Source organism: Micromonospora sp. NBC_01796, from assembly GCF_035917455.1.
Taxonomy (GTDB): domain Bacteria; phylum Actinomycetota; class Actinomycetes; order Mycobacteriales; family Micromonosporaceae; genus Micromonospora_G.
Genome location: NZ_CP109078.1, coordinates 7,852,244 through 7,874,920 on the forward strand (window position 1 = coordinate 7,852,244; position 22,677 = coordinate 7,874,920).

Sequence of the window (22,677 nt, forward strand, 5' to 3'; positions counted from 1 at the left end):
ATACGCACTTGACCCGGACAGCCGCCAATTATTGCGAGATCTCGGTGTTGATACTGGTTTGTTACGGACTCAATACCATCGAGAAACTTCTTTACCCGATGCAGGGCCGGTGGTACGGTCGCCGTAATTCAATTGATCCACAACGGACACAGCCGCGATCCCGCTAGCAAGGAACATCAGCCCATGACCGCCATTGCCGGTACGGATCCGCGCGACTTCCTGAAGGACCTGGCCTCCGGTCGCGCCGGGCAGCTCCTACGTGACGCACTAGATCACAGATGGCCAGCGACGACAGACCCCATGGACCGGTTGTCGACTATACATCGTTACGCTCTGCTGCCGGCGGGAAAACTGATCCGGCCGATAATGATGCTGGAGTCGGCGGGTGCCGTGGGTGGTCGACCGGAGGATATTCTCCCCGCCGCACTCGGTCTGGAATACCTGCACGTCGCAACGCTGGTCCACGACGACATCATCGACGCCGACGAGGTCCGGCGCGGTCGTCCCGCCGTTCCCTCGGTATACGGAATGCCGGACTCGATCGTGGCCGGGGACGCGCTCATCTTCACCGCCTTCGAGGCGATTACGGAATGTCGCGCCGCCGGGGTGTCGGACGCCGCGATCGGGACCGCGGTCGCGATCCTCGCCCGGGCCGGCACCGACCTGTGCCGAGGTCAGGTATTGGAGGCCCAACTGGTCGGTGATCCCGGCGTGGCGGTGGAGACCTACGTGGAGATGGTCCGCCTCAAGACCGGTGCGCTGTTCCGGGCGGTCTGCCAGATCGGCGCCACCCTCGCCGGTGCCGACCCCACCCGCTGCGCGGAACTGGCCAGCTACGGCGAACACCTCGGCATCGCCTTCCAGATCCGTGACGACCTGCTGGCGTACACCACCCCGGCGAACGAGTCCGGCAAGTCGCCCGCGAACGACCTGGCGAACGGACGGCCCACGTTACCGGTGCTGCTGGCCTACCGGGCCGGTGACCCGGACCAGCGCCGGAGACTGGTCGAGGCGTTGAAACGGCGGTCGGCCGACCCGGCCGCACTGGCGGGCTTCCACGAGCTCCTGCACGAGACCGGGGCGCTGGACAGCGCCCCGGAGCACATCGCCGTACACCTGGACCGGGCCCGAGGAGCGCTGTCCACACTGGAGTCCTCACCCAGCGTCTCGGTGCTCGCGGGCATCACCCGGTGGGCCACCGCGCGGGAGTGGTGAGGACGCCATGGCCACCACAACCGGCCGCCGGCTACGCGGCGCCCTGCTCGCGCACGTACAGACCTGGCGGCCGTACACCCTGTGGTACGTCGGGCTGCTCGGACTCGCCGGCGCGGGGCTGACCGGCGCCCGGCACGACTGGCGGTGGCTGCTCGCCGCCTGGGCCGCACCGACGATCGGCTGGCTCGGCGGGCACTACCTCGGCGACTGGTTCGACCGGCGACTCGACGCGATCGGCAAACCGCACCGGCCGATCCCGTCCGGCAGGCTGCACCCGACCGTCGCCCTGGTCTGCGGAATCGGCTGCCTGACCGTGGTGGGTGCGCTGGCCGTGGCGGGCGGGCCCCGTACCGAACTGGTCGCCCTGCTGGCCGCGGGTGGGATCGTCGCCTACAGCCGGGGGCTGAAGGCGCGGGGGCTGGCCGGAAACCTGGTACGGGGAGTGCTCGGCGCGCTGGCCCTGCTCTACGGGGCGTTGCTGGCGCCCGGACCGTACCTGTGGGTGCTGGTGCCGTTCATCGTCGCCATCTGGTCCCACGACACCGCGTCCAACCTGGTCGGCACCCTCCGCGACGTGGTCGGTGACCGGGCCGGTGGTTACCGGACCCTGCCGGTGCAGCACGGCAACCGGGTGGCGATCAGCACCGCCACCGGCTTCTACCTGCTGACCCTGGCCGCCGCACTCGTCGGTGGTCTGGTCGCGCCCGCCGGTGCGATCCATCCGGACGGCCGGGTGCTCTACCTCGGTCTGCTGGCGGTGATCGCCGTGGCCGGCCTGGCCATCTTCCGCACCCTGCACAAGCACCGGACCGACCTGCCGGTACGCACCGCGCTGCGCGCCCACGAACTGCTCGTACTGGAGCGGATCGGGCTGGCCGGGGCGCTGGTGGCGCTCGGCTTCGGGGTGGTCCGGACCGCGGCGCTCCTGCTCCCGATCCTGGTTCTCACCTGGTGGACCCAGGCCAGGATGCGCGTCGGTTACGAACTCGGGCCCGTACCGGTGGGGGCAGCGACAGCGGACCCCGATCCGGCAACATCAATGCCGCCGGCAGCCGCCGGTCCCGGCAAGGCCCAGATCGACCTCGTGGCCCTGCCCCACCTACCGGAACACAGCTGAAGGAAGCCCGCATATGCAATCGGTCCACATCGACCAGATCACCCGTGCCATCTCCGCCGGAGCCGAGGAGATGTTCCGGCGCCAGCGCCCGGACGGTGCGTTCACCGACTCGCCGCCCGGTTCCGTACTCGGCACCTCGGGGTCCATCGCCGCACTGCACGCCGCCGACCCGACCGGCTCGGCCGCGCTGATCGAAGCCGGTGCCGAGTGGTTACGCCGGCAACAGCGACCCGACGGCGGCTGGGGCGGGGTGGCCGGCGCCGACACCGAACTGGTGCCCACCATCATCGCCACCGCCACCCTGCACCACGTCGCTCCACAGCGCAGCGAGGAGGCGGTCGCCGCCGGCCGGCGGCGACTGGCCGAACTCGGCGGGGTGGCGGTCATCGACGACCTGGCGGTGACCGCCATGTGCAAGCAGTTCCTGGCCCTCGCCGGGCTTCCCGAAGCGGGCCAGTTGCGCCGGCTGCCGCTGGAGCTGGTCCTGTTCGACAAGGTACGCCGGGAGCGGATGTCGTTCCGTACCGCGCCGTTCATCGGGATGGCGCTGCTGCAGACCCGTACCCTGCCGCCGCCCGGTCCGCTGCGCCGGGCGACCCGCCGGCTCGCCCTGCCGACCGCGCTGCGCCTGCTGGAGACGATCCACCGGCACGAGGGGCAGACCGGTGTGCTCAGCGAGGACCCGTGGCCGGCCGCACTGGTCAGCCTCGGTCTGACCCACGCCGGTGAGGCCCCGCACCTGGTCACCGCGATCACCGGTTTCCTCCGCGAGGCGGTCCGCCCGGACGGGTCGTGGGACGCGGTCGCCAACCTCGACCTGACCCGCTCCGGTTTCGCCGCCACCGGGCTGATCGCGGCCGGCTACGGCGACGACCCCCGGCTGGCCACCACCCGCGAACTGTTCCACCGCAACCAGCAGGCCGAACCGTTCACCGTGCTCGGGGTGCCGGCCGGCGGCTGGAGCTACTCCGGCCCACGAGGCTGGCCGGTCACCCTGGAGTCGGCCGAGATCCTCTCCGCGCTGGCCCGGCTGCCCGGCCACGACGGCGACCCGGTGCTGCGTACGGGCCTCGACTGGCTGGTCGATCGGCAGGACCAGCGCGGGTCGTGGAGCCTGTGGGTACGCGACACCAAGCTGCCCAACGACGGGCCCTGCCCCGGCATCACCAGCCAGGGCATCATCGCCCTGCGCGACGCCGGTCACGCACCGGACAGCCCCCCGGTGGTGTCCGCCGCCCAGTGGCTGCTCACCCAGCAACGCCCGGACGGCTCCTTCCACAACCTCTGGTACCGCGACTTCACCACCGGCACCGCGATCGTGCTCGACGCGCTGGTCCACGCCGGACTCGGCGCCGACCCGGTGGCCGTACGGGCAAAGGAGTGGCTGCTCCGGGCCCAACTGGCGAACGGGTCGTGGGGTTCCGGCGGGGCGACCGACGACGGTTCGGTCGAGGAGACCGCCTGGACCCTGCCGGCCCTGCTCGCCGCCGGTGTGCCCGCCGGCGACGAGGCGATCCGGCGCGGGATCGGCTGGCTGCTGGCCGCCCAGGAGCCGGACGGCATCTGGCGGCCGAGCCGGATCTGCGCCTACATCCGGAACTACATGTACTACCCGAACGGTGCCATCGCCCAGTCGCTGGCGCTGCGGGCGCTGGGCACCTACCGGGCGGCGGTCGGGGCGGCTGCGCGTTGAGCTACGACGTGGTGGTCTGCGGCGCCGGGGTCGGCGGCCTGGCCAGCGCGCGTGCGCTCGGCGCCCTCGGGCTGTCGGTGCTGGTGCTGGACCGGCAGGCGGCACCGGCCGAGGTGGCCAAGGGTGAACTGCTGCAACCGGAGTCGGTCCGCATCCTGCACGACTGGGGTGCCCTGCCGGCACTGCTCGACGGCGGCGCGGTCCCGGTGAGCCGGCTCGCGATCCGGGACCCGCACGGCCGGATGCTGCTCGGCCTGGACTACGACGCGCTGCCCGGTGCGTACCGGCAGATCCTCTGCACCGGCTACGCCAACGTGCTGCGCGCGCTGGCCGGCACGCTCGACCCGAAGGTGGAGGTCCGCCGGGGGGTCCTGGTCGAGGAGGCGCTGCGCGACCCGACCGGCCGGGTGACCGGGGTACGGGTGCTCGACGACGGCAAGCCGGTGGAGATCCCCGCCCGGTTGGTGGTCGCCGCCGACGGGCTCTCCTCCCGGCTGCGCAAGTCGGTCGAACTGCCCGGTGAACGGCACGACTACGACCACAAGCTGCTCGCCTTCGACCTGCCCGGCGTCGAGGTGGCCGACGAGGTGAGCGCCTATCGCGGCGAGCACGGTCTGCGGCTGGTCTACCCGCTGCCCGGCGGCCGGTGCCGGCTCTACGTGCAGATCCGCGCCGACGAGATGCGCGGGCTCGGCGCGGACGACCTGGCCGCCTGGTGCGACCGGGTGCTGGCCGGGTTGCCGGCGCTGGCGCCGCTCGCCGGGGCGCTGCGGGCGAACCTGCGGCACCGGCAGATCCTCGCCGTCTACCGGCTCCGCGCGCCCCGGCTGGCCACGGCCGGACTCGCCCTGGTCGGTGAGGCGGCGCACGCCGTCCATCCGATGGCCGCCCAGGGCATGAACAGCTCCCTCGGCGACGCCGAGACCCTGGCCGACCTGGTCGGGAAGGCGGGCGGGAACGACGCCGGTGCGGTGGACCGGGCCCTGACGCAGTACCACCGCACCCGGCTGCGCCGGCTCGACCACACCGCGACGGTCAGCCACAACGCGGCCCGGATGCTGACCAGCACCACCGGGGTGGCGCGCCTGCTCGGCGGGCGGATGATGCGGCACACCGCCGGCAACCCGCGCCTGCTCCGGCTGACCACCGGCAATCTCGCCGGGGTCGACCTGCACCGGTTGACCCCGGTCGACCGGCTCTACCAACTCGGACTGCTCAGCGACCGGCGCGCGTACGCCGGCACGGGGCAGCCCTCGGCGAACGGCGGTACGACACCATGACCAGCACAGTGGACTCGAGCCGGGCCGGGCAGGCCACCGACGCGACAGGCGGGGCCGACCCGGCCGCACCGGCGCCGGAGGACCTCGCGATGAACGAGACGCCCTATCCGCCGCTGCCCAGCGTGCTGCGCGTGGTGCAGGAGGGGGCCCACCGGCTCAACCGGTACCCGGAGCACACCGCCGGCACCCTGGTCGCGGCGCTGGCCCGGCGGTTGGACGTACCACCTGCGGAGGTGCTGGTGGGGCCGGGCTCGGCCGGGTTGAGCCAGCACATCGTCGCCTCGCTCGGGCGCGACCGTACCGAGGTGGTGTATCCGGCGCTCTCCTTCGAGGGCTACCCGCTGATCGTCGCCAACGCCGGGTGCCGGCCGGTGCCGGTCCCGCTCGACGGTTACCGGCACGACCTGCCGGCGATGGCCGCCGCGGTGACCGACCGGACCCGGTGCGTGCTGATCTGCAACCCGAACAACCCGACCGGGGCGGTGCTGGGCCGCGCCGAGCTGGAGGACTTCCTGGGCAGGATCCCGCCGGAGGTGGTGGTGATCATCGACGAGGCGTACCGGGAGTTCGTCACCGATCCCGACGTACCGGATGCCCTCGATCTGTACCGGGAGCACGACAACGTCTGCGTCCTGCGTACCTTCTCCAAGGCGTACGGCCTGGCCACGCTGCGGGTCGGCTACGCGGTGGCGGCCCCGGCGATCGCGGCGGCGGCCCGGATGGTCGGGTTGGTCTTCTACCCCGGCGGACTCGGGCAGGCTGCGGCGCTGGCGTCCCTGGACGACGCCGCGGGTGCGGAGCTGGCCAAGCGGCGCGACGACCTGATCGCGGCCCGCACGGCACTGCGCGACGAACTGCTGGCGGCCGGTCTGCCGGTCGCGCCGAGTGAGGCGAACTTCCTCTGGCTGCCGCTGGGGCCGGCGGCGGTCGAGTTCGCCGCCCGGTGCCGGCAGGCCGGGATCCTCGTCCGCCCCTACCCCGACCAGGGCGTACGGATCACCGTCGGCTCGGCGGAGGCGAACGAACGACTGCTCGCGGTGGCCCGCGCCGCCGCCCCGGAGGTCTCCGGTGAGTGACCGACCGACCGGGGCCGTTCCGGCGGTGAGCGTGGTGGTGCCGGTGCTCAACCACGGGCACCTGCTCGACATCACCCTCGACGGATTCACCCGGCAGACCCTGCCCACCGACCGGTTCGAGGTGATCGTCGTCGACGACGGCTCGACCCCTTCGCTGGAACCGCTGGTCACGCCGTACGCGGACCGCCTGGACCTGACCTTCGTCCGGCACGACGAGAACCGGGGCCGGTCGGTCGCCCGTAACCGGGGCCTGCGGGAGGCTGGCGGTGACGTGGTGGTGTTCGTCGACGCCGACCACTGCCCGCACCCCGACCTGCTCCGCCGCCACCTGGACTTCCACACCGGACGCGACCACCGTCCGGGTGTCCTGCTCGGCCGCAGTGTGGCCGTCGACTGGGCCGCGATCGGGGCGCTGCGGGCGGGTCGCACCCCCGACGAGGCGATGGTCGGCGACTACCGGGAGGACGTCCGGGACTACCTGTTCGCGGCCGAGAACCACCGCCGCGACTTCCCCCGCGCCCCCTGGCTGTACGGGCACACCAACAACGCCTCGGTCGACCGGGCCACCCTGGAGGCGATCGGCGGCTTCGACGAGACGCTGGTGACCTGGGGCGGCGAGGACAACGACCTGTTCTACCGGATCTTCCACCAGTACGGCCGGTCCCGGGACACCTTCGAGTTCGGGGCGGACGCGCTCTGTTACGCGGTTCCGCACTTCCGGGCCTGGCCGGTGCTGATGGCGCAGCTCGCCGAGAACTACCGGTACCTCGCCGCCAAGCACCCCCGGTACGACATGGAACTGCTCGGCTACCCCGGCAACTGGGCCACCCTCGTCCGGCGGATCGCCTGGTTCGAGGACGCTCTGGAGGTCTGCCGCGAACACGGCCTCGGCCGGGTCGGCGATCTGCCCCCGGCGCTGCTGGACCGGATCGAGGGCGGCAACAGTCTCCTGGTCGGGTTCGGCGCGACCAAGCCTCGACTCGGTCCGGGCGCGGTCACCTTCGACTACGACGCCCCGCTGGGCGAGCGGAATCCGCACCTGATGGGCCTGCTGACCCCGTACGCCGAGCGGCAGTTCGACCGGGTGGTGAACGTCGACGTGTGGCGCTTCCTCAACCCGGAGGACCTCGGCGGTTACCTGCTGGAGTCGTTGCGGGTGGCGGGGCGGGTGGAACTGGTCCGTACCGAGGACCGGCTCCGGGCCGCCGACCTGCTCCCGCTCCCCTTCGTCGACGAGCTGGACTTCCTCCGGACGACGGTCGAGCCGTACTTCCCGGTGGAGATCAGCACGGTCGACGGGGTGACCGTACTCGCCATCGGCGGGGCCTGATGGTCACCGTACGGCGCCGGTAGGCGGCATCGGTGCGGGTGCTGATGACAACCTGGGGCTGGCGGTCGCACTTCTTTCCGCTGGTCCCGCTCGGCTGGGCGTTGCAGGCCGCGGGTCACGAGGTCCGGGTCGCCAGCCGGCCGGGACTGGTCGACGCGATCACCACGGCCGGGCTGACCGCCGTACCGGTCGGGGTGGACCTCGACTTCGCGGCGGTGTTCAGCGGGCAGATCGGCCGGGTCGCCGCACGGTCCGCCGGCCAAACGACGGATCCTCGCCGCCGACCAGATCCTGGCCCCGCCGCGACCGGCGCCGGGATGAAGCCGGAGATCACCCCGGATGGCGGGGTGGTCCGGTACGCCGACGCGATGCTGGACGACCTGGTGGCCTTCGGTCGGGTGTTCCAGCCGGACCTGGTGGTGTACGAGCCGTTCAACCTGGCCGGGGCGATCGCCGCGACGGCGCTCGGCGTACCGGGGGTGCGGCATCTGTGGGGGCCGGACTCCGGCAGCGAACTCGACCTCGACCCGGAGACGGTGATCGGGCCGTTGGCCGGCCGGTTCGGCGTGGACGTCGACCGGGTCAACCTCGACGGCGCCCTGACGATCGACCCGTGTCCTGCCCCGATGCAGGTGCCGTTGGGGGTGTCGAGCCGGCCCTCCCGGTTCGTGCCCTACAACGGAGTGTCCACGGTCCCGGACTGGCTGTGGGCGAACGACGCGGTCGGCGGGCGCGGGCGGGACCGGGTCTGTGTCACCTGGGGAACGATGATGGCCGGCGCCGAGCTGACCGGGTTCTTCGGTGCGCCGCAGGTGGTGGAGGCGATCGCCGCGCTGGACGTGGAGGTGGTGGTCGCACTGGACGCCTCCCAGCACGGCCGGCTCGGCGAGCTGCCGCCCAACGTACGGCTGGCCGCCGCGCCGCTGGCCCTGCACCTGCTCCTGCCGACCTGCCGGGCGCTGGTGCACCAGGGCGGCGCCGGGACCACCATGACCGCGGCGGCGGCCGGCGTACCCCAACTGGTCCTGCCCCAGGTCAGCGACCAGCACTTCAACGCCGGGCGGCTCGCCGTCACCGGTGCCGGCAGCTACCTCGCCGACGGGTCGGTGAGCGGCCCGGAGATCCGTGACCGGGTGGCCGACCTGCTGCGGGCCGATCACTGGGCCGAGGCGGCGGGGCGGTTGCGGGGCCGGATCGAGTCCCGCCCCACACCGGCAGACCTGGTCCCGGTGCTGCAACGACTCGCCGCCGACGCGCAACCGAGCAAGCAGGTGGTGAGCGCGCCGCCGTGAGCCGTCGGTGGCAGACCTTCGTACCCGCACCGTATCCGCAGCTCAACCCCAGGGCAGGTTACCGATGACCGACCAGCAGACGCCTATCCCGTACCCGTTCGCGGCACCGCCGACGATCTTCCACCCGTCCCCGCAGCTCGCCGAGCTGCGCGAGCACCGGCCGGTGGTGCCGGTGACCATGCCCGACGGCAGCCCGGCCTGGCTCGTCAGCCGGTACGCCGACGTCCGCCGGGTCCTCACCGACGCCCGGTTCAGCCGGGCCGCCGCGGTCGGGCCGGGCGGGCCGCCGAAGGAACTCGGCGTCCTGGAAACCGAGTCGCTGATCGGGATGGACCCGCCGGACCACACCCGGATGCGCCGGCTCGTCGCCCGCGCCTTCACCCCGCGCCGGGTCGAGCAACTGCGCCCGTGGGTGGCGAAGCTGGTCGACGAGCTGCTGGACACGGTCGAGGCGCAACCTCGTCCGGTCGACCTGGCCAGGCACTTCTCCACCCCGTTCCCGATCGCGGTGATCAGCGAACTGCTCGGCGTACCGGAGCACCTGCGGTATCTCTGCAAGACCTGGTCGGACACCATGATGGGCGACTGGAGCAAGGACCCGGAGGGCACCCAGGCCGCTTTCGACAGCTTCGCCGAGATGATCGACGCCAAGCGCGCCGAGCCGGGCGACGACCTGATCACCGCCCTGATCAGCGCCAGCGACGACGAGGACAAGCTCACCGAACGGGAACTCGTCTCGGTCTGCGTCGGTGTGCTCATCGGTGGTCACGAGACCACCACCAACCAGATCAACATGTTCCTGCTGACCCTGCTGCACCACCCGGAGGAGTTCGCCCGGCTCCGCGCCGACCTCGACGCGATCCCGCAGGCGGTGGAGGAACTGACCCGGTTCATCCAGCTCGGTGAGACCGGCGTGATGCTGCCCCGGGTCACCACCGAGGAGGTCGAACTGAGCGGGGTGGTGCTACCGGCCGGCTCGGCGGTGCTGCCGGCGTTCGTCGCGGCGAACCGGGACCCGGCCGCGTTCGCCGACGCCGACCAACTCCGGCTGTCCCGTACCGAGAACCCGCATCTGGGCTTCGGCGGCGGCATCCACCACTGTCTCGGCGCGCAGCTCGCCCGGATGGAGTTGCAGGAGGCGCTGGGCGGGCTGCTGCGCCGCTTTCCGAACCTGCGGATCGCGGTGCCGACCGACGAGTTGCGCTTCCGTCAGGGCATGGCCGTACGCACCCTGGAGACCCTGCCGATCACCTGGTAGCGGCAAAGGGCCCCTTGTCATACGGCAAGGGGCCCGGCCCTGCTACTCGGAGCCGTCGTCCTCGAGGTCGCCCTCGGTCTGGACGTAGAGCTCCCGGAGGGCGTCGAGGGTGGCCTGCTCGGGGTGCTCCCAGAGGTGCCGGTCGGCCGCTTCGAGCAGCCGCTCGGTAATGCCGTGCAGTGCCCACGGGTTCGACTCGGTGAGGAACTTCTGGTTCTCCGGGTCGAGCACGTACGTCTCGGCCAGTTTCTCGTACATCCAGTCGGCGACCACACCCGCCGTGGCGTCGTACCCGAAGAGGTAGTCGACGGTCGCGGCCAGCTCGAACGCGCCCTTGTAGCCGTGCCGGCGCATCGCGGCGAGCCAGCGCGGGTTGACCACCCGGGCGCGGAAGATCCGGGCCGTCTCCTCGCTCAACGTACGGGTACGCACCGCGTCCGGCCGGGTGCTGTCCCCGATGTACGCCGCCGGTGCCTTCCCGGTCAGCGCCCGTACGGTGGCGATCATGCCGCCGTGGTACTGGAAGTAGTCGTCGGAGTCGGCGATGTCGTGTTCCCGGGTGTCGGTGTTCTTCACCGCCACCGCGATCCGCCGGTACGCCGTCTCCATGTCCCCGCGCGCGGGGACCCCGTCCACGCCCCGGCCGTAGGCGTAACCGCCCCAGACCGCGTACACCTCGGCGAGGTCCGCGTCGTCGCGCCAGTTCCGGCTGTCGATCAGCGGCAGCAGTCCGGCACCGTACGCGCCCGGCTTGGAGCCGAAGATGCGCATGGTGGACCTTCGCTCGTCACCGTGCTCGGCCCGGTCGGCGAGGGCGTGTGCGCGTACGTAGTTCGACTCGGCCGGCTCGTCCAAGCCGGCGACCAGGCGTACCGCGTCGTCGAGCAGGGCCACCACGTGCGGGAACGCGTCCCGGAAGAAGCCGCTGATCCGCATGGTGACGTCGATCCGGGGTCGGCCCAGTTCGGCCGGGTCGATCGGTTCCAGGCCGGTGACCCGGCGGGACGCCTCGTCCCAGCGCGGCCGTACGCCGAGCAGCGCGAGGACCTCGGCGATGTCGTCACCGGCGGTCCGCATGGCGCTGGTGCCCCACATGGACAGTCCGACCGAGCGCGGCCACTCGCCGTTGTCGGCCCGGTAGCGGGCCAGCAGCGAGTCCGCCATCGCCTGCCCGGTCTCCCAGGCCAGCCGGCTCGGCACCGCCTTCGGGTCGACGGAGTAGAAGTTGCGGCCGGTGGGCAGCACGTTGACCAGGCCACGCAGCGGTGACCCGCTCGGGCCGGCGGCCACGTAACCGCCGTCGAGAGCGTGCAGCACCGCGGTCATCTCGTCGGTGGTCCGGTCCAGCCGGGGCACGATCTCGCCTGCCGCGAACTCCAGCACCCGGACGACCGGTTCGTGGTCGGCAACGGAGTCGCCGAGCACCCGCTCGCACACCTCGGCGCCGACGCCGGGGGTCCAGTCCCGCTCCTCCATCGCCAGCACCAACGCGCGGGCGGTCTCCTCGATCCGGTCCACCTCGACCCGGGCGGCGGTGCCGTCCTCGGTCAGGCCGAGCGCCTCGCGCAGGCCGGGCAGGGCGGCGACCTGACCGGCCCACATCTGCCGGGCGCGGAGCATGGCGAGCACCAGGTCGACCCGGTTCTGCCCGCTCGGCGCCACCCCGAGGACGTGCAGCCCGTCGCGGATCTGGACGTCCTTGACCTCGCAGAGCCAGCCGTCGACGTGCAGGATGAACTCGTCGAACTCGGCGTCGTGCGGCCGGTCGGCGAGGCCGAGGTCGTGGTCGAGCTTGGCGGCCTGGATCAGGGTCCAGATCTGGGCCCGGATCGCCGGTAGCTTCGCCGGGTCCAGGGCGGCGATGTTGGCGTGCTCGTCGAGGAGCTGCTCCAGCCGGGCGATGTCGCCGTAGCTGTCGGCGCGGGCCATCGGCGGGATCAGGTGGTCGACCAGGGTGGCGTGCGCCCGCCGCTTGGCCTGGGTCCCCTCACCGGGGTCGTTGACCAGGAACGGGTAGATCAGCGGCAGGTCGCCGAGGGCGGCGTCGGACCCGCAGGCGGCGGACATGCCGAGCGTCTTGCCGGGCAGCCACTCCAGGTTGCCGTGCTTGCCGACGTGCACCATCGCGTGCGCGCCGAACTCGTCGGCCAGCCACCGGTACGCGGCCAGGTAGTGGTGGCTCGGCGGCAGGTCCGGGTCGTGGTAGATCGCGACCGGGTTCTCCCCGAAACCGCGCGGCGGTTGGACCATCACCACGGTGTTGCCGGACCGCAGCGCGGCGAGCACGATCTCGCCGTCGGGGTCGCGGGAGGTGTCGACGAACAGTTCACCGGGCGCCGGTCCCCAGTGCCGTTCCATGCCCTCGCGCAGCTCGGCGGGGAGGGTGTCGTACCAGGCCCGGTAGCGGCTGGCCGGGATCCGGATCGGGTTGGCTTCGAGCTGTTCCTCGGTGAGCCAGTTGAGATCCTGACCACCGGCGGCGATCAGCGCGTGCACCAGGGCGTCACCGTCACCGGCGGTCACTCCGGGGAACGCGTCGGGTCCGTCGGCGGGGCCGATGTCGTACCCCTGGTCGCGCATGGCGCTGAGCAGCCGGACGACGCTGGCCGGGGTGTCGAGGCCGACGGCGTTGCCGATCCGGGCGTGCTTGGTCGGGTACGCCGACAGCATCAGGACGATCCGGCGGTCGGCCGGGGGGATGTGTCGCAGCGACCCGTGCCGGACCGCGATGCCGGCGACCCGCGCGGACCGTTCCGGGTCGGCGACGTAGACGGTCAGCCCGTCGGCGTCGATCTCCTTGAACGAGAACGGGACGGTGATGATCCGGCCGTCGAACTCGGGGATGGCGACCTGGGTGGCGGTGTCCAGCGGGGAGAGGCCGTCGTCGTTGTCCGCCCAGACGGCGCGGCTGCTGGTCAGGCAGAGCCCCTGGAGGATCGGCACGTCGAGGGCGGCGAGTGCGCCGACGTCCCACGCCTCGTCGTCGCCACCGGCACCGGCGTCGGCCGGGCGGGTGCCACCGGCGGCGAGCACGGTCACGACCAGGGCGTCCGCCTCGCCGAGGGTCTCCAGCAGGGCGGGTGCGGGGCTGCGTAGCGACGCGCAGTAGACCGGCAGCGGCCGACCACCGGCGTCCTCGATCGCGGTGCAGAGCGTCTCGACGAACGCGGTGTTGCCGGCGACGTGGTGGGCCCGGTAGTAGAGGACCCCGATCACCGGCCCGTCGCTGTTGCGGGCCGCGCGCTCCAGCCGCCCCCACTCGGGGGTCGGCACCGGCGGGGCGAAGCCGTACCCGGTGAGCAGGATCGTGTCGGAGAGGAACCGGTGCAGCTCGGTGAGGTTCGCCGGGCCGCCGTGCGCGAGGTAGGCGTGGGCCTCCGCGGCCACCCCGGCGGGCACGGTCGAGCGGCGCATCAGCTCCGCGTCCGGTGCCTGCTCACCACCGAGGAGTACGACCGGCAGCGCCCCGGCCAGCAGCGCGTCCAGCCCCTCCTCCCAGGCGCGGTAGCCACCGAGGATGCGTACGACCACGAGGTCGACGCCGTCGAGCAGGGCGGGCAGGTCCTCGACCGAGGTACGGGCCGGGTTGGCCAGCCGGAAGTCGGCGCCACTGGCCCGTCCGCTGAGCAGGTCGGTGTCCGAGGTGGAGAGGAGCAGGATCATCGGGCACCGCGCAGGGCGTGGCGTGACATGGTGGTTCCTCCCTCGGGGTCCGCGCCCCGGGTTCGTCGGTTGCGGCTCGGGGCGGGCCCGGACGGGTCCGCTCGATGCCGCGCGGTGACCCGGAGTCTCCTGGCTCCCGGATCGTCGCTCGCCCCGGTCTTCCCGCCCGTGTGGGCCGTGACCGTGTCGGGGTCCGCTCCCCGGTAACAGTGGCGGGACCGCGCCGGGATCACACCGGCTTCCTCCACCTGTCGCCGCGTTCAGCGGTTCTCACTCTCACGAGTCGGACCCCCGTTCGTCAAGCGGTACCCGACAGGGGTGAAGCTGCGCAGGCCGTAGTATCCGCCGGGTGTGGTCACCACGAGGGCGGTCGGCACCGGACGCCTGTCCGGGGACGAGACGCGTACATGCCGCCGCCGACGGCAACCTGGCCCGGGTACGGGTGCCCGGTGGGCGGCTGCACGCCGACCAGCTCGACGCGCTGGCCGCCGCCACGACCGAACTCGCCGACGGCGCCCTGGAGCTGACCTCACGCGGCAACGTCCAGCTCCGTGGCCTGCGGGCGGGTGCGGAGCGGGAGCTGGCCGCCCGGTTGTACGCCGCCGGGCTGCTGCCGTCGGAGAGCCACGAACGCGTACGCAACGTCATCGCTTCCGTACTCAGTGGTCGGGTGGGTGGGGGTCTGGTCGACGTCCGGGCGCTGGTCGACGCGCTGGACGAGGGGCTCTGCGCCGATCCGGCACTGGGCGGGCTGCCCGGTCGTTTCCTGTTCACCATCGACGACGGTCGGGGCGACGTGACCGGGTTCGGGGCGGACGTGGGGTTGCTCGCCGTACCCGGGGGTGCGGTGGCGGTGCTCCTGGCCGGCACCGACACGGGAGTACGGGTGAGCCCACCGGAGGCCGCCTCGACCGCCCTGCTAGCCGCCCGGTTGTTCCTCGCCGAGTCCACCGCGCAGCACAGCACCGCCTGGCGGCTGGCCGAACTCGACGACGGCGTACCGAGGGTCACCGCCCGCCTGCGTGCGGCTCTCGACCCGGCGCTCCTGGTGCCGCCCGGCGACCTGACCATCCCCGAGGCGCCGACGCGGGCACCGGTCGGGCCGGTGGCCCAGGTCGACGGGCGGGTGGCGCTGGCGCTGGTGGTGCCGCTCGGCCGGCTCACCGGAGCCCAGCTCGCCGCACTCACGGCAGCCGCCGGTACGGGCAGCGACGAGATCAACATCACTCCGTGGCGGACCGTCGTGGTACCCGATCTGAGCACCGGCGAGGCTGAGCGCCGGCTGGCGACACTTGCCGCCGAGGGTCTGGTGGCGGATGCCGCCGCCGGTTGGGTCGGGGTGACCGGCTGTGCCGGGCAGCCCGGCTGTGCGAAGGCACTCGCGAACGTACGGACCGACGCCACCCTGGTGCACGCCTCGGCGTCGCCGGGCGCGGGTGACCTGCCGGTGCACTGGGTCGGTTGCGAGCGGCGCTGCGGACGGCCGGCGGACCGGCATGTCGAGGTGCTGGCCAGCATCGAGGGTTACCAGGTCAGCCTGGACGGCCGACCGCGCCCGCGGTCGGCGACGCTGGAGGAGACCGCTGCCGCGATCGCGGCGGCACGGAGGGGTAAGTGATCGACTACATCCGCGACGGTGCGGAGATCTACCGCCGGTCGTTCGCCACGATCCGCGCCGAGGCGGACCTGTCGGGCCTGCCCGACGACGTCGCCGCGGTGACCGTACGCATGATCCACGCTTGCGGCATGGTCGACCTGCCGGCGGACGTCGACCACTCCCCCGGCGTGGTGTCGGCGGCGCGGGCGGCGCTGCGCGCCGGGGCGCCGATCCTCTGTGACGCCGAGATGGTCGCCTCCGGGGTGACCCGGACCCGGCTGCCCGCCGACAACGAGGTGATCTGCACTCTCCGTGACCCTCGGGTGCCGGCCCTGGCGACCGAACTCGGCACCACCCGCAGCGCCGCCGCACTGGAGTTGTGGGGCGACCGGCTCGACGGCGCGGTGGTGGCCGTCGGCAACGCCCCGACCGCGCTGTTCCGCCTGCTCGAGATGGTCGACGCGGGAGCGGGACGGCCGGCGGCGGTGCTCGGCATCCCGGTCGGTTTCATCGGCGCGGCCGAGTCCAAGCGGGCGCTCGCCGACCATGCCGGTGGGCTGGAGTACCTGGTCGTGCACGGGCGACGCGGTGGCAGCGCGATGACCGCGGCGGCGATCAACGCCATCGCCAGCGAGAAAGAGTGACCAGCGTGGACGGCGGCATGCCCGTGGACGAAACGGAACCGGGCCGCGTCACCGGACGGCTGTACGGAGTGGGGCTCGGACCGGGTGACCCGGAACTGGTGACGGTGAAGGCCGCCCGGCTGGTCGAGCGGGCGGACGTGATCGCGTACCACAGCGCCCGGCACGGGCGGAGCGTGGCGCGGACGATCGCCGAGCCGTACCTGCGGGACGGGCAGATCGAGGAGGCGCTGACCTACCCGGTCACCACGGAGAAGCCGGAGCACCCGGACGGCTACCGGGCCGAGATCGAGGAGTTCTACGCGGCGAGCGCGGCCCGGCTCGCCACGCACCTGGACGCCGGGCGGAACGTGGTGGTGCTCTGCGAGGGCGATCCGTTCTTCTACGGCTCGTACATGCACATGCACAAGCGGCTCGCCGGTCGGTACCCGACCGAGGTGGTGCCGGGCGTGACCTCGGTCAGCGCGGCTGCGGCCGTACTCGGGCGTCCGCTCGTGGAGCGGGACGAGATCCTGACCGTGCTGCCGGGCACGCTGCCGACCGAGGTTCTGGCGGAGCGGTTGACGGCCACCGACTCGGCGGCGATCATGAAGCTGGGTCGGACCTTCGGCAACGTCCGCGCGGCACTCGCGCAGGCGGGCCGGCTGGACGAGGCCTGGTACGTCGAACGCGCCACCACGGATCGTCAGCAGTCGGCCAGGCTCGCCGAGGTGGATCCGGAGACGGTGCCGTACTTCTCGCTGGCGTTGCTGCCGAGTCGGGTGCACGAACGTACCCGTGCCGAGTTGGCGGGTGCGGTGGCCTCCCCTGCTGCCGCCGGGCCGGTCGGTGTTGCCGGAACGGTGGGTGTCGCCGAGTCGGTAGGTGCTTCCGAGCTGGTGGCGGCCGGGATGGGTGAGGTCGTCGTGGTCGGGCTCGGTCCGGCCGGGCGGGAGTGGTTGACCCCGCAGGCGCAGGACGCGCTCGCCGTCGCCGACGACCTGGTCGGTTACGGGCCGTACCTGGACCGGGTGCCGGCCAACCCGCGCCAGCGCCGGCACGCCTCGGACAACCGGGTGGAGGCGGAACGGGCCGAGTTCGCCCTGGACCTGGCCCGGCGCGGCCGGCGGGTGGCCGTGGTCTCCTCCGGTGACCCGGGCGTGTTCGCGATGGCCGCCGCCGTCCTGGAGGTGGCCTCCGAACCGAAGTGGACCGACATTCCGGTACGGGTGTTGCCGGGTCTGACCGCCGCCCAGGCGGTGGCGAGCCGGGTTGGTGCCCCGCTCGGGCACGACTACTGCGTGCTGTCGCTGTCGGACCGGCTCAAGCCGTGGGAGATCATCGCGAAGCGGTTGAGCGCCGCCGCCGAAGCGGACCTGGTGATCGCGATCTACAACCCGGGGTCGAAGAGTCGTACCTGGCAGGTGGCTGCGGCGAAGGACCTGCTGCTGGCGCACCGGTCACCGGAGACCCCGGTGGTGCTCGGGCGGGACGTCGGCGGCTCGGGCGAACGCGTACGCGTGGTCCGGCTCGCCGACCTCGACCCGGCCGAGGTCGACATGCGTACGCTGCTGCTGGTCGGCTCGTCCACCACGCAGGTGGTGGAGCGGGGTTCCGGCGATCCGGTGGTCTTCACGCCCCGGCGGTATCCGGCCTGAAGCGGTTCCGGGATCACCGATCGGTCGGGGGGTTCGCGCGCGAGGTGCGGCCGGCCGATCGGTAACCCGTCGTGGCACTCAGGACAGCAGATCGCCGTCGGCGGCCCGTACCTGCTTGTGGAACCGCCAGTGCACGTAGAGCTTCTCGTGACCCACGCTTATCTTGGGCCAGATCCCCTTGACCGGTCCGAGCTGACTGTGCCGGGGGTGCCGGGCCAGCACCTTTGTCGGTTTGGTGCCGTTCAGGTTCGTTTCCAGGACCACGATCGCGTGATCGGTCACCGCGACGATGCGCCGCTTGGCCAGGGCGATCAGGCCGATGGCACCGAAGGAATTGGCTATCCAGGGATTCAGGCCACCCTGGGCCAGGAACGTGTGTCGCGGGATTTCGCCGGGTTCGAGAAACGGCGCCACCCGCGGACCGAGTTTGTCACTCAGTGCCATATTCATTGCCTTCTCTTCAAGATCCACTTGGGCGAGCATCGTATCTGATCAAGGCGTCGAGCTGGCATTCTCGCTACCGATGCCGGTGCCGGGCTCGGTAATCTGAGCCGATGACGGACCAGGTGACGTACCGGCGCCGATCGGCACGGGTTCTGCTTTTGGACGCCGCCGGTCGGGTCCTGCTCCTGAAATACCTGACCGATCCCGACAAACCCGGTCTCGGCCACTACTGGTGCACCCCCGGCGGTGGGGTGGACGAGGGTGAGTCACTGGGGCAGGCGGCAGCCCGCGAACTCCACGAGGAGGTCGGGCTCGCGGTCGACCCGGACCAGCTCGGCGACCCGGTCGCCTACACCGGCGGGTACGCCGACCTCGGCTGGGCTGCCGGCAACTTCCGCGACGACTTCTTCCGGCTCCAGGTCGAGTCGCACGAGGTCGACATGAGCGGGATGGCCGCGTACGAACTCACCGCGCAGGTCGGGCACCGGTGGTGGCCCGTGGACGAACTGGCCGCCTCCGGTGACACCGTTCATCCGATCGGACTCGCCGGATTGCTAACCGACCTGCTCACAGAGCCGCACCCGCGCGAAACCCACCAACTCCCCTGGCACCACGCCGAGGATGTCCGCTGAACGGTCGGCAATCCCGTCACCCTCACCGTTGAGCCCTCGATCGAGGTGTCCACCAGGTCGATTCCCTGGCGAGCACCGGCGGCACGGGCCGCCGATGCTCGCCACCCATCGGTCCATCTGGGAGGAGCCCCTGTCAGTGGGCCCTGGTCGCGGCCTTCGATCCTCACAGCGACGGCTAGCGCAGGCCCGACGGTGCCGCAGGTGTTGACAGAGCTCTCTGATTTCCAAGGCTAATCGACATCTGTAAGAGTCAATCTGAGATAGGGATTCACACTCTGTCGGACACCATGACTGCCTGCCGACGGAAGATCGTGCTGACGGCGGTGTCGGAGAGCGCGCCCTGATACAGCTCCAGGTCGTCGAGGCCGCCGTGCAGCCACTCCGTCGGACCCGCCGGGGTGGTCGCCCGTCCCACCAGCATGGAACCCGACGCCTGCCACGGCTTCCACGCCTGGTTGAGGTTCACCGTTTGGGCGAGCACGCCGTCCACGTACAGGCGGGCCTGGGACCGGGTGGCGTCGAGTACGCCGACCAGGTGGTGCCACACCGTCGGATCCGGGGCGGGCGCGACCGCGTACGTGGTCTTCGTGTCCGGGCCGTCGGCGTTCGACCGGACCTTGAACACCCACTCCCCGCCGTTGTCCGGCCGGTACGCCACCTGGAAGGCGCTGGAGCCGGTCGAGTCCTGCGACACCAGCGTCTGCGCGCCCTGGCCCTGGTCGACCTGCCCCCACACCGACACCGAGTACGACTGGTCGGTACGCAGCACCGGACTGTCCTGCCAGACCGGGTTACCGTCCTCGCCGATATTGGTCTGCGACCAGCCGTACTCTTTGGTCGCCAACCCGTAGTACGGGTCGGAGGGGTCATCGATCCAGTGGACGCCGTCGAGCCACAGCCCGTCGCGGTTCTGTCGCCAGTCGCCGGAGGTGCCCTGGGTCAACTGGAGGTGTCGACCGAACACGGAGTAGTCCGGCTCATCACAGCTGTAGGGCTCATCGGTCTGCTCGTAACAGTACGTACCCACGAAGTCCCACGTCCCCACCGTGAGCGGGTGCAGCAGACCCGACGCGTCCACACCGCCGGAATAGGGGTCCGAGGCGCGCTGGCCGAAGAAGTCCACCTCGCTGAGAGCGCGGTCGTACACCAGCACGTCGGCAAGGTTGCCCTGCCACCACGTGGACTCCGAACGCCCGAGCCGGAACTCACCCTGCGGGTCGTTGAAGCCGGCAGCGTTGGCGGCTGTCCCCTCCAGGATCCCGTTCACATAGAGCTTGAGCGTCTGGTCGGCGGTGTTGTACACCGTCGCCAGATGGGTCCAGAGGCCCAGCTTCGGGACCGAGGTGGACCGCGCCTTCGTCCACTTGACCTGCGGGCCTGCGGCCTTGGACGGCATCTGCACGGACCATCGGTTGATGTCCTTGCGGTAGCCGAAGGACAGCGAGTCGAGCCCACTGCTGTCCTTGCTGACGAGGGTCCGGTCCTGGGACTTGTCGCTCAGCCGGACCCAGGCCGCGATGGCGAAGGTCCCGGAGGTGTCCAGCGCGGCCGGCGACGCGCTCAGGTACGACGACTGCCCGTCGAAGTCGACCGCCTCCGCACCGATCATCCGGACGTCGTCCGCCCAACCGATGTTGACTCCGGTGAGCGGAGTGTCGAGCACCGCGCTCTGATCCTGAAGCGCCTGTGCCCGAGTCGCCCCGGGATACGCCTGCAGACTCCACAGCGCCGTCGGCGAAGCGGGACTGGGCACGGTCAAGTCGATCGAGCTGTAGCCCTCGTTGTAGTTGTTGTCGACGGCCGACACGTAGAGGGTGTTGATGCCGTAGTGCGGCACGATGATCGTCACCGTGGCCGAGCGGACGGTGGTGCCGATCGCGGCGACCTCGTTGGTGCGAGCGGTCCAGCCGTAGCGGAAAATCGTCACCGTCGGTTCGGTGGAGGAGATGGTGAACGTAGCTGGTCGGCCCGGACCAGCCGGCAGCGAGTCGATCGTCACCGTCACCGGCGGGACCAGGTTCGACGGCGGCGGATCCGCCAGTGCCAGGGTCGGCGAGCCCAGCACCACCGCCATTACGGACGCGACGATCGCGCCCCACCAGTACGTCGGACTTGCCGAACTGCGTGCACGACTGAACACCAAGACACTCCCCGTGAGGTCGACGATTGGGTCGATCGACGGTCGGCCGTCCCGCCAACCGTCATGATCGCGGGGACAAGTGTCACAGGCCTCGACGCCCGTACACCAGCGAATTCAGCGAACACATTGGACTGATCCCTAGCGGGTTTCGAGACCGCCGGCCGCGATCACTTCCCGGTACCAGTGGGCGCTGTCCTTGAGGGTGCGGGCCTGGGTGGCGTAGTCGACGTGGACGAGGCCGAACCGCTTGCTGTAGCCGTACCCCCACTCGAAGTTGTCCAGGAGGGACCAGACGAAGTAGCCGCGCAGGTCCACCCCGGCACTCATCGCCTCGTGCACCGCGGCGAGGTGGGCGTGCAGGTAGTCGATCCGTTCCGGGTCGGGGACCCGGCCGTCCGGCGTGACCCGGTCGACGTACGCGGCGCCGTTCTCGGTGACGTACATCGGGATGTCGCCGTAGTCGCGGCGGATCCCGAGCAGGACCTCCCGCAGCCCGGTCGGGTCAATCGACCAACCCATGTCGGTCACCGGTCCGGGGGTCGGGTGGAAGACGATGTCCTGCGCGGTCGGATACGGCGTGCCCGGGTCGGACTGCCCGGCGGGTGCCGCGCCGACCAGGTCGGGTTGGTAGTAGTTGATACCGAGGGCGTCGATCGGGGTGCTGATCACGGCGAGGTCGCCGTCCCGGACGAAGGACCAGTCGGTGATGCCGGCGGTGTCCGCCTGGATGTCGGCCGGATAGGCGCCGCGCAGCAGTGGGTCGAAGAAGATCCGGTTGAGCAGCCCGTCGATGCGACGGGCGGCGTCCAGGTCGGCGGGGGCGGTCGACACCGGTCGTACCCGGCCCGCGTTGAGGGCGATGCCGACCTGTCCGGTGGTCGCGGCGGCGCGCAGTGCCCGGGTGGCCAGACCGTGGGCGAGCAGCAGGTGGTGGGTTGCGGTCAGGGCGTCCCGGTGACTGGTCCGGCCCGGCGCGTGGCCGCCGGAGCCGTAACCGAGGAAGGCCGAGCACCACGGTTCGTTGAGGGTGTTCCACAGGCGTACCCGGTCGCCCAGCCGGCCGGCGACGGCGGACGCGTAGTCGGCGAAGTGGCCGGCGGTGTCGCGGTTGGTCCAACCGCCCGCCTGTTCCAACTCCTGCGGGAGGTCCCAGTGGTAGAGGGTGGCGACCGGGGTGATCCCGGCGGCGAGCAGCGCGTCGACCAGGCGGTCGTAGAAGTCGAGCCCGGCGGTGTTGACACCGGCGCCGCCGGCGGAGCGGATCCGGGGCCAGGCGACCGAGAACCGGTACGCGGCCAGGCCGAGTTCGGCCATCAGCGCGACGTCCTCGCGGTAGCGGTGGAAGTGGTCGGTGGCGGTCTCGCCGGTGCCGCCGTCCTCGATCCGCCCCGGTGTGGCGGTGAAGACGTCCCAGATGGACGGCGTACGGCCGCCCTCGGTCACCGCGCCCTCGATCTGGTACGCGGCGGTCGCCGCCCCCCACCAGAAATCTACCGGGAACCGTAGGTCGGCCCGGCGGTCGCCGGTCAGCGTCTCCGTTGCCCCGAGGATGGTCATCCGATCTCCAGCTTCTACGACGACGGACGTTCTACGACGACGGGCACGAGATTCCCGCACCGGAGAGCGCTCTCCGGCCGCTCTCGCCAGAGTCCCCGGAGCCGC

General features: G+C 71.6%; 16 protein-coding genes and 1 riboswitch. Of the genes, 12 read left to right on the forward strand and 4 right to left on the reverse strand.

What is annotated here, in order from left to right; all coding sequences use genetic code 11:
* Window positions 1-183: 183 nt before the first annotated feature.
* From OIE47_RS34895 to OIE47_RS34930, 8 genes are all read left to right on the forward strand, one after another.
* Window positions 184-1,215, forward strand: a complete 1,032-nt coding sequence (locus OIE47_RS34895; RefSeq protein ID WP_326558806.1) for a polyprenyl synthetase family protein — start codon at window positions 184-186, stop codon at window positions 1,213-1,215.
* A gap of 7 nt (window positions 1,216-1,222) precedes the next feature.
* Window positions 1,223-2,332, forward strand: a complete 1,110-nt coding sequence (locus OIE47_RS34900; RefSeq protein WP_326558807.1) for a UbiA family prenyltransferase — start codon at window positions 1,223-1,225, stop codon at window positions 2,330-2,332.
* 13 nt (window positions 2,333-2,345) lie between these two features.
* A complete protein-coding gene (locus tag OIE47_RS34905; protein WP_326558808.1) occupies window positions 2,346-4,025 on the forward strand; it encodes a prenyltransferase/squalene oxidase repeat-containing protein in 1,680 nt (559 codons plus the stop codon).
* Window positions 4,022-5,305 carry an FAD-dependent oxidoreductase gene (locus OIE47_RS34910; RefSeq protein ID WP_326558809.1) on the forward strand — a complete coding sequence of 428 codons (1,284 nt, stop codon included), beginning with the start codon at window positions 4,022-4,024 and terminating at the stop codon, window positions 5,303-5,305. Before OIE47_RS34905 ends, OIE47_RS34910 begins: the two co-directional genes overlap by 4 nt.
* The gene (locus OIE47_RS34915) at window positions 5,302-6,381 is read left to right on the forward strand and encodes a histidinol-phosphate transaminase (protein ID WP_326558810.1); all 1,080 of its coding nucleotides are present in this window, start codon (window positions 5,302-5,304) and stop codon (window positions 6,379-6,381) included. The genes OIE47_RS34910 and OIE47_RS34915 overlap by 4 nt, the downstream gene beginning before the upstream one ends.
* Window positions 6,374-7,711 (forward strand): glycosyltransferase family 2 protein, encoded by a 1,338-nt coding sequence (locus OIE47_RS34920; RefSeq protein WP_326558811.1) that lies wholly within the window; start codon window positions 6,374-6,376, stop codon window positions 7,709-7,711. The genes OIE47_RS34915 and OIE47_RS34920 overlap by 8 nt, the downstream gene beginning before the upstream one ends.
* 44 nt (window positions 7,712-7,755) lie before the next feature.
* Window positions 7,756-9,003: a nucleotide disphospho-sugar-binding domain-containing protein gene (locus OIE47_RS34925; protein ID WP_326558812.1), complete on the forward strand. Its 1,248-nt coding sequence runs from the start codon at window positions 7,756-7,758 to the stop codon at window positions 9,001-9,003.
* A 64-nt stretch (window positions 9,004-9,067) separates the two neighbouring features.
* Window positions 9,068-10,261, forward strand: a complete 1,194-nt coding sequence (locus OIE47_RS34930) for a cytochrome P450 (protein WP_326558813.1) — start codon at window positions 9,068-9,070, stop codon at window positions 10,259-10,261.
* A gap of 42 nt (window positions 10,262-10,303) precedes the next feature.
* On the opposite strand, the gene cobN is transcribed toward OIE47_RS34930, so the two are convergent.
* The gene (gene cobN / locus OIE47_RS34935; RefSeq protein WP_326558814.1) at window positions 10,304-13,924 is read right to left on the reverse strand and encodes a cobaltochelatase subunit CobN; all 3,621 of its coding nucleotides are present in this window, start codon (window positions 13,922-13,924) and stop codon (window positions 10,304-10,306) included.
* 123 nt (window positions 13,925-14,047) lie between these two features.
* Window positions 14,048-14,168, reverse strand: a riboswitch (cobalamin riboswitch).
* Between the two features lie 105 nt (window positions 14,169-14,273).
* Here cobN and cobG point away from each other — a divergent pair.
* From cobG to OIE47_RS34950, 3 genes are read left to right on the forward strand one after another with little or no spacing between them, the layout of a single operon-like run.
* A complete protein-coding gene (gene cobG, locus OIE47_RS34940) occupies window positions 14,274-15,542 on the forward strand; it encodes a precorrin-3B synthase (RefSeq protein ID WP_326558815.1) in 1,269 nt (422 codons plus the stop codon).
* The gene (locus tag OIE47_RS34945) at window positions 15,542-16,165 is read left to right on the forward strand and encodes a precorrin-8X methylmutase (protein WP_326563325.1); all 624 of its coding nucleotides are present in this window, start codon (window positions 15,542-15,544) and stop codon (window positions 16,163-16,165) included. Before cobG ends, OIE47_RS34945 begins: the two co-directional genes overlap by 1 nt.
* Window positions 16,166-16,182: 17 nt before the next feature.
* Entirely contained in the window at window positions 16,183-17,799 is a 1,617-nt protein-coding gene (locus OIE47_RS34950; RefSeq protein WP_326563326.1) for a precorrin-2 C(20)-methyltransferase, read from the forward strand.
* Window positions 17,800-17,877: 78 nt separating this feature from the next.
* On the opposite strand, the gene OIE47_RS34955 is transcribed toward OIE47_RS34950, so the two are convergent.
* Window positions 17,878-18,270, reverse strand: a complete 393-nt coding sequence (locus OIE47_RS34955; protein WP_326558816.1) for a hypothetical protein — start codon at window positions 18,268-18,270, stop codon at window positions 17,878-17,880.
* An 83-nt stretch (window positions 18,271-18,353) separates the two neighbouring features.
* Here OIE47_RS34955 and OIE47_RS34960 point away from each other — a divergent pair, with 83 nt between their 5' ends.
* Window positions 18,354-18,875 carry an NUDIX hydrolase gene (locus OIE47_RS34960; protein WP_326558817.1) on the forward strand — a complete coding sequence of 174 codons (522 nt, stop codon included), beginning with the start codon at window positions 18,354-18,356 and terminating at the stop codon, window positions 18,873-18,875.
* 268 nt (window positions 18,876-19,143) lie between these two features.
* On the opposite strand, the gene OIE47_RS34965 is transcribed toward OIE47_RS34960, so the two are convergent.
* Window positions 19,144-21,015 carry a LamG domain-containing protein gene (locus OIE47_RS34965; protein WP_326558818.1) on the reverse strand — a complete coding sequence of 624 codons (1,872 nt, stop codon included), beginning with the start codon at window positions 21,013-21,015 and terminating at the stop codon, window positions 19,144-19,146.
* A gap of 138 nt (window positions 21,016-21,153) precedes the next feature.
* Window positions 21,154-22,572, reverse strand: a complete 1,419-nt coding sequence (locus tag OIE47_RS34970; RefSeq protein ID WP_326558819.1) for a GH1 family beta-glucosidase — start codon at window positions 22,570-22,572, stop codon at window positions 21,154-21,156.
* Between the last annotated feature and the right edge of the window lie 105 nt (window positions 22,573-22,677).

What these genes read in the sequence shown, in the direction of transcription:
- OIE47_RS34895 (WP_326558806.1), top strand. Translation starts at nt 184, where the DNA reads ATGACCGCCATTGCCGGTACGGATCCGCGCGACTTCCTGAAGGACCTG.
- OIE47_RS34900 (WP_326558807.1), top strand. Translation starts at nt 1,223, where the DNA reads ATGGCCACCACAACCGGCCGCCGGCTACGCGGCGCCCTGCTCGCGCAC.
- OIE47_RS34905 (WP_326558808.1), top strand. Translation starts at nt 2,346, where the DNA reads ATGCAATCGGTCCACATCGACCAGATCACCCGTGCCATCTCCGCCGGA.
- OIE47_RS34915 (WP_326558810.1), top strand. Translation starts at nt 5,302, where the DNA reads ATGACCAGCACAGTGGACTCGAGCCGGGCCGGGCAGGCCACCGACGCG.
- OIE47_RS34925 (WP_326558812.1), top strand. Translation starts at nt 7,756, where the DNA reads ATGACAACCTGGGGCTGGCGGTCGCACTTCTTTCCGCTGGTCCCGCTC.
- OIE47_RS34930 (WP_326558813.1), top strand. Translation starts at nt 9,068, where the DNA reads ATGACCGACCAGCAGACGCCTATCCCGTACCCGTTCGCGGCACCGCCG.
- cobN (WP_326558814.1), bottom strand. Translation starts at nt 13,924, where the DNA reads ATGATCCTGCTCCTCTCCACCTCGGACACCGACCTGCTCAGCGGACGG.
- OIE47_RS34950 (WP_326563326.1), top strand. Translation starts at nt 16,183, where the DNA reads ATGCCCGTGGACGAAACGGAACCGGGCCGCGTCACCGGACGGCTGTAC.
- OIE47_RS34960 (WP_326558817.1), top strand. Translation starts at nt 18,354, where the DNA reads ATGACGGACCAGGTGACGTACCGGCGCCGATCGGCACGGGTTCTGCTT.
- OIE47_RS34970 (WP_326558819.1), bottom strand. Translation starts at nt 22,572, where the DNA reads ATGACCATCCTCGGGGCAACGGAGACGCTGACCGGCGACCGCCGGGCC.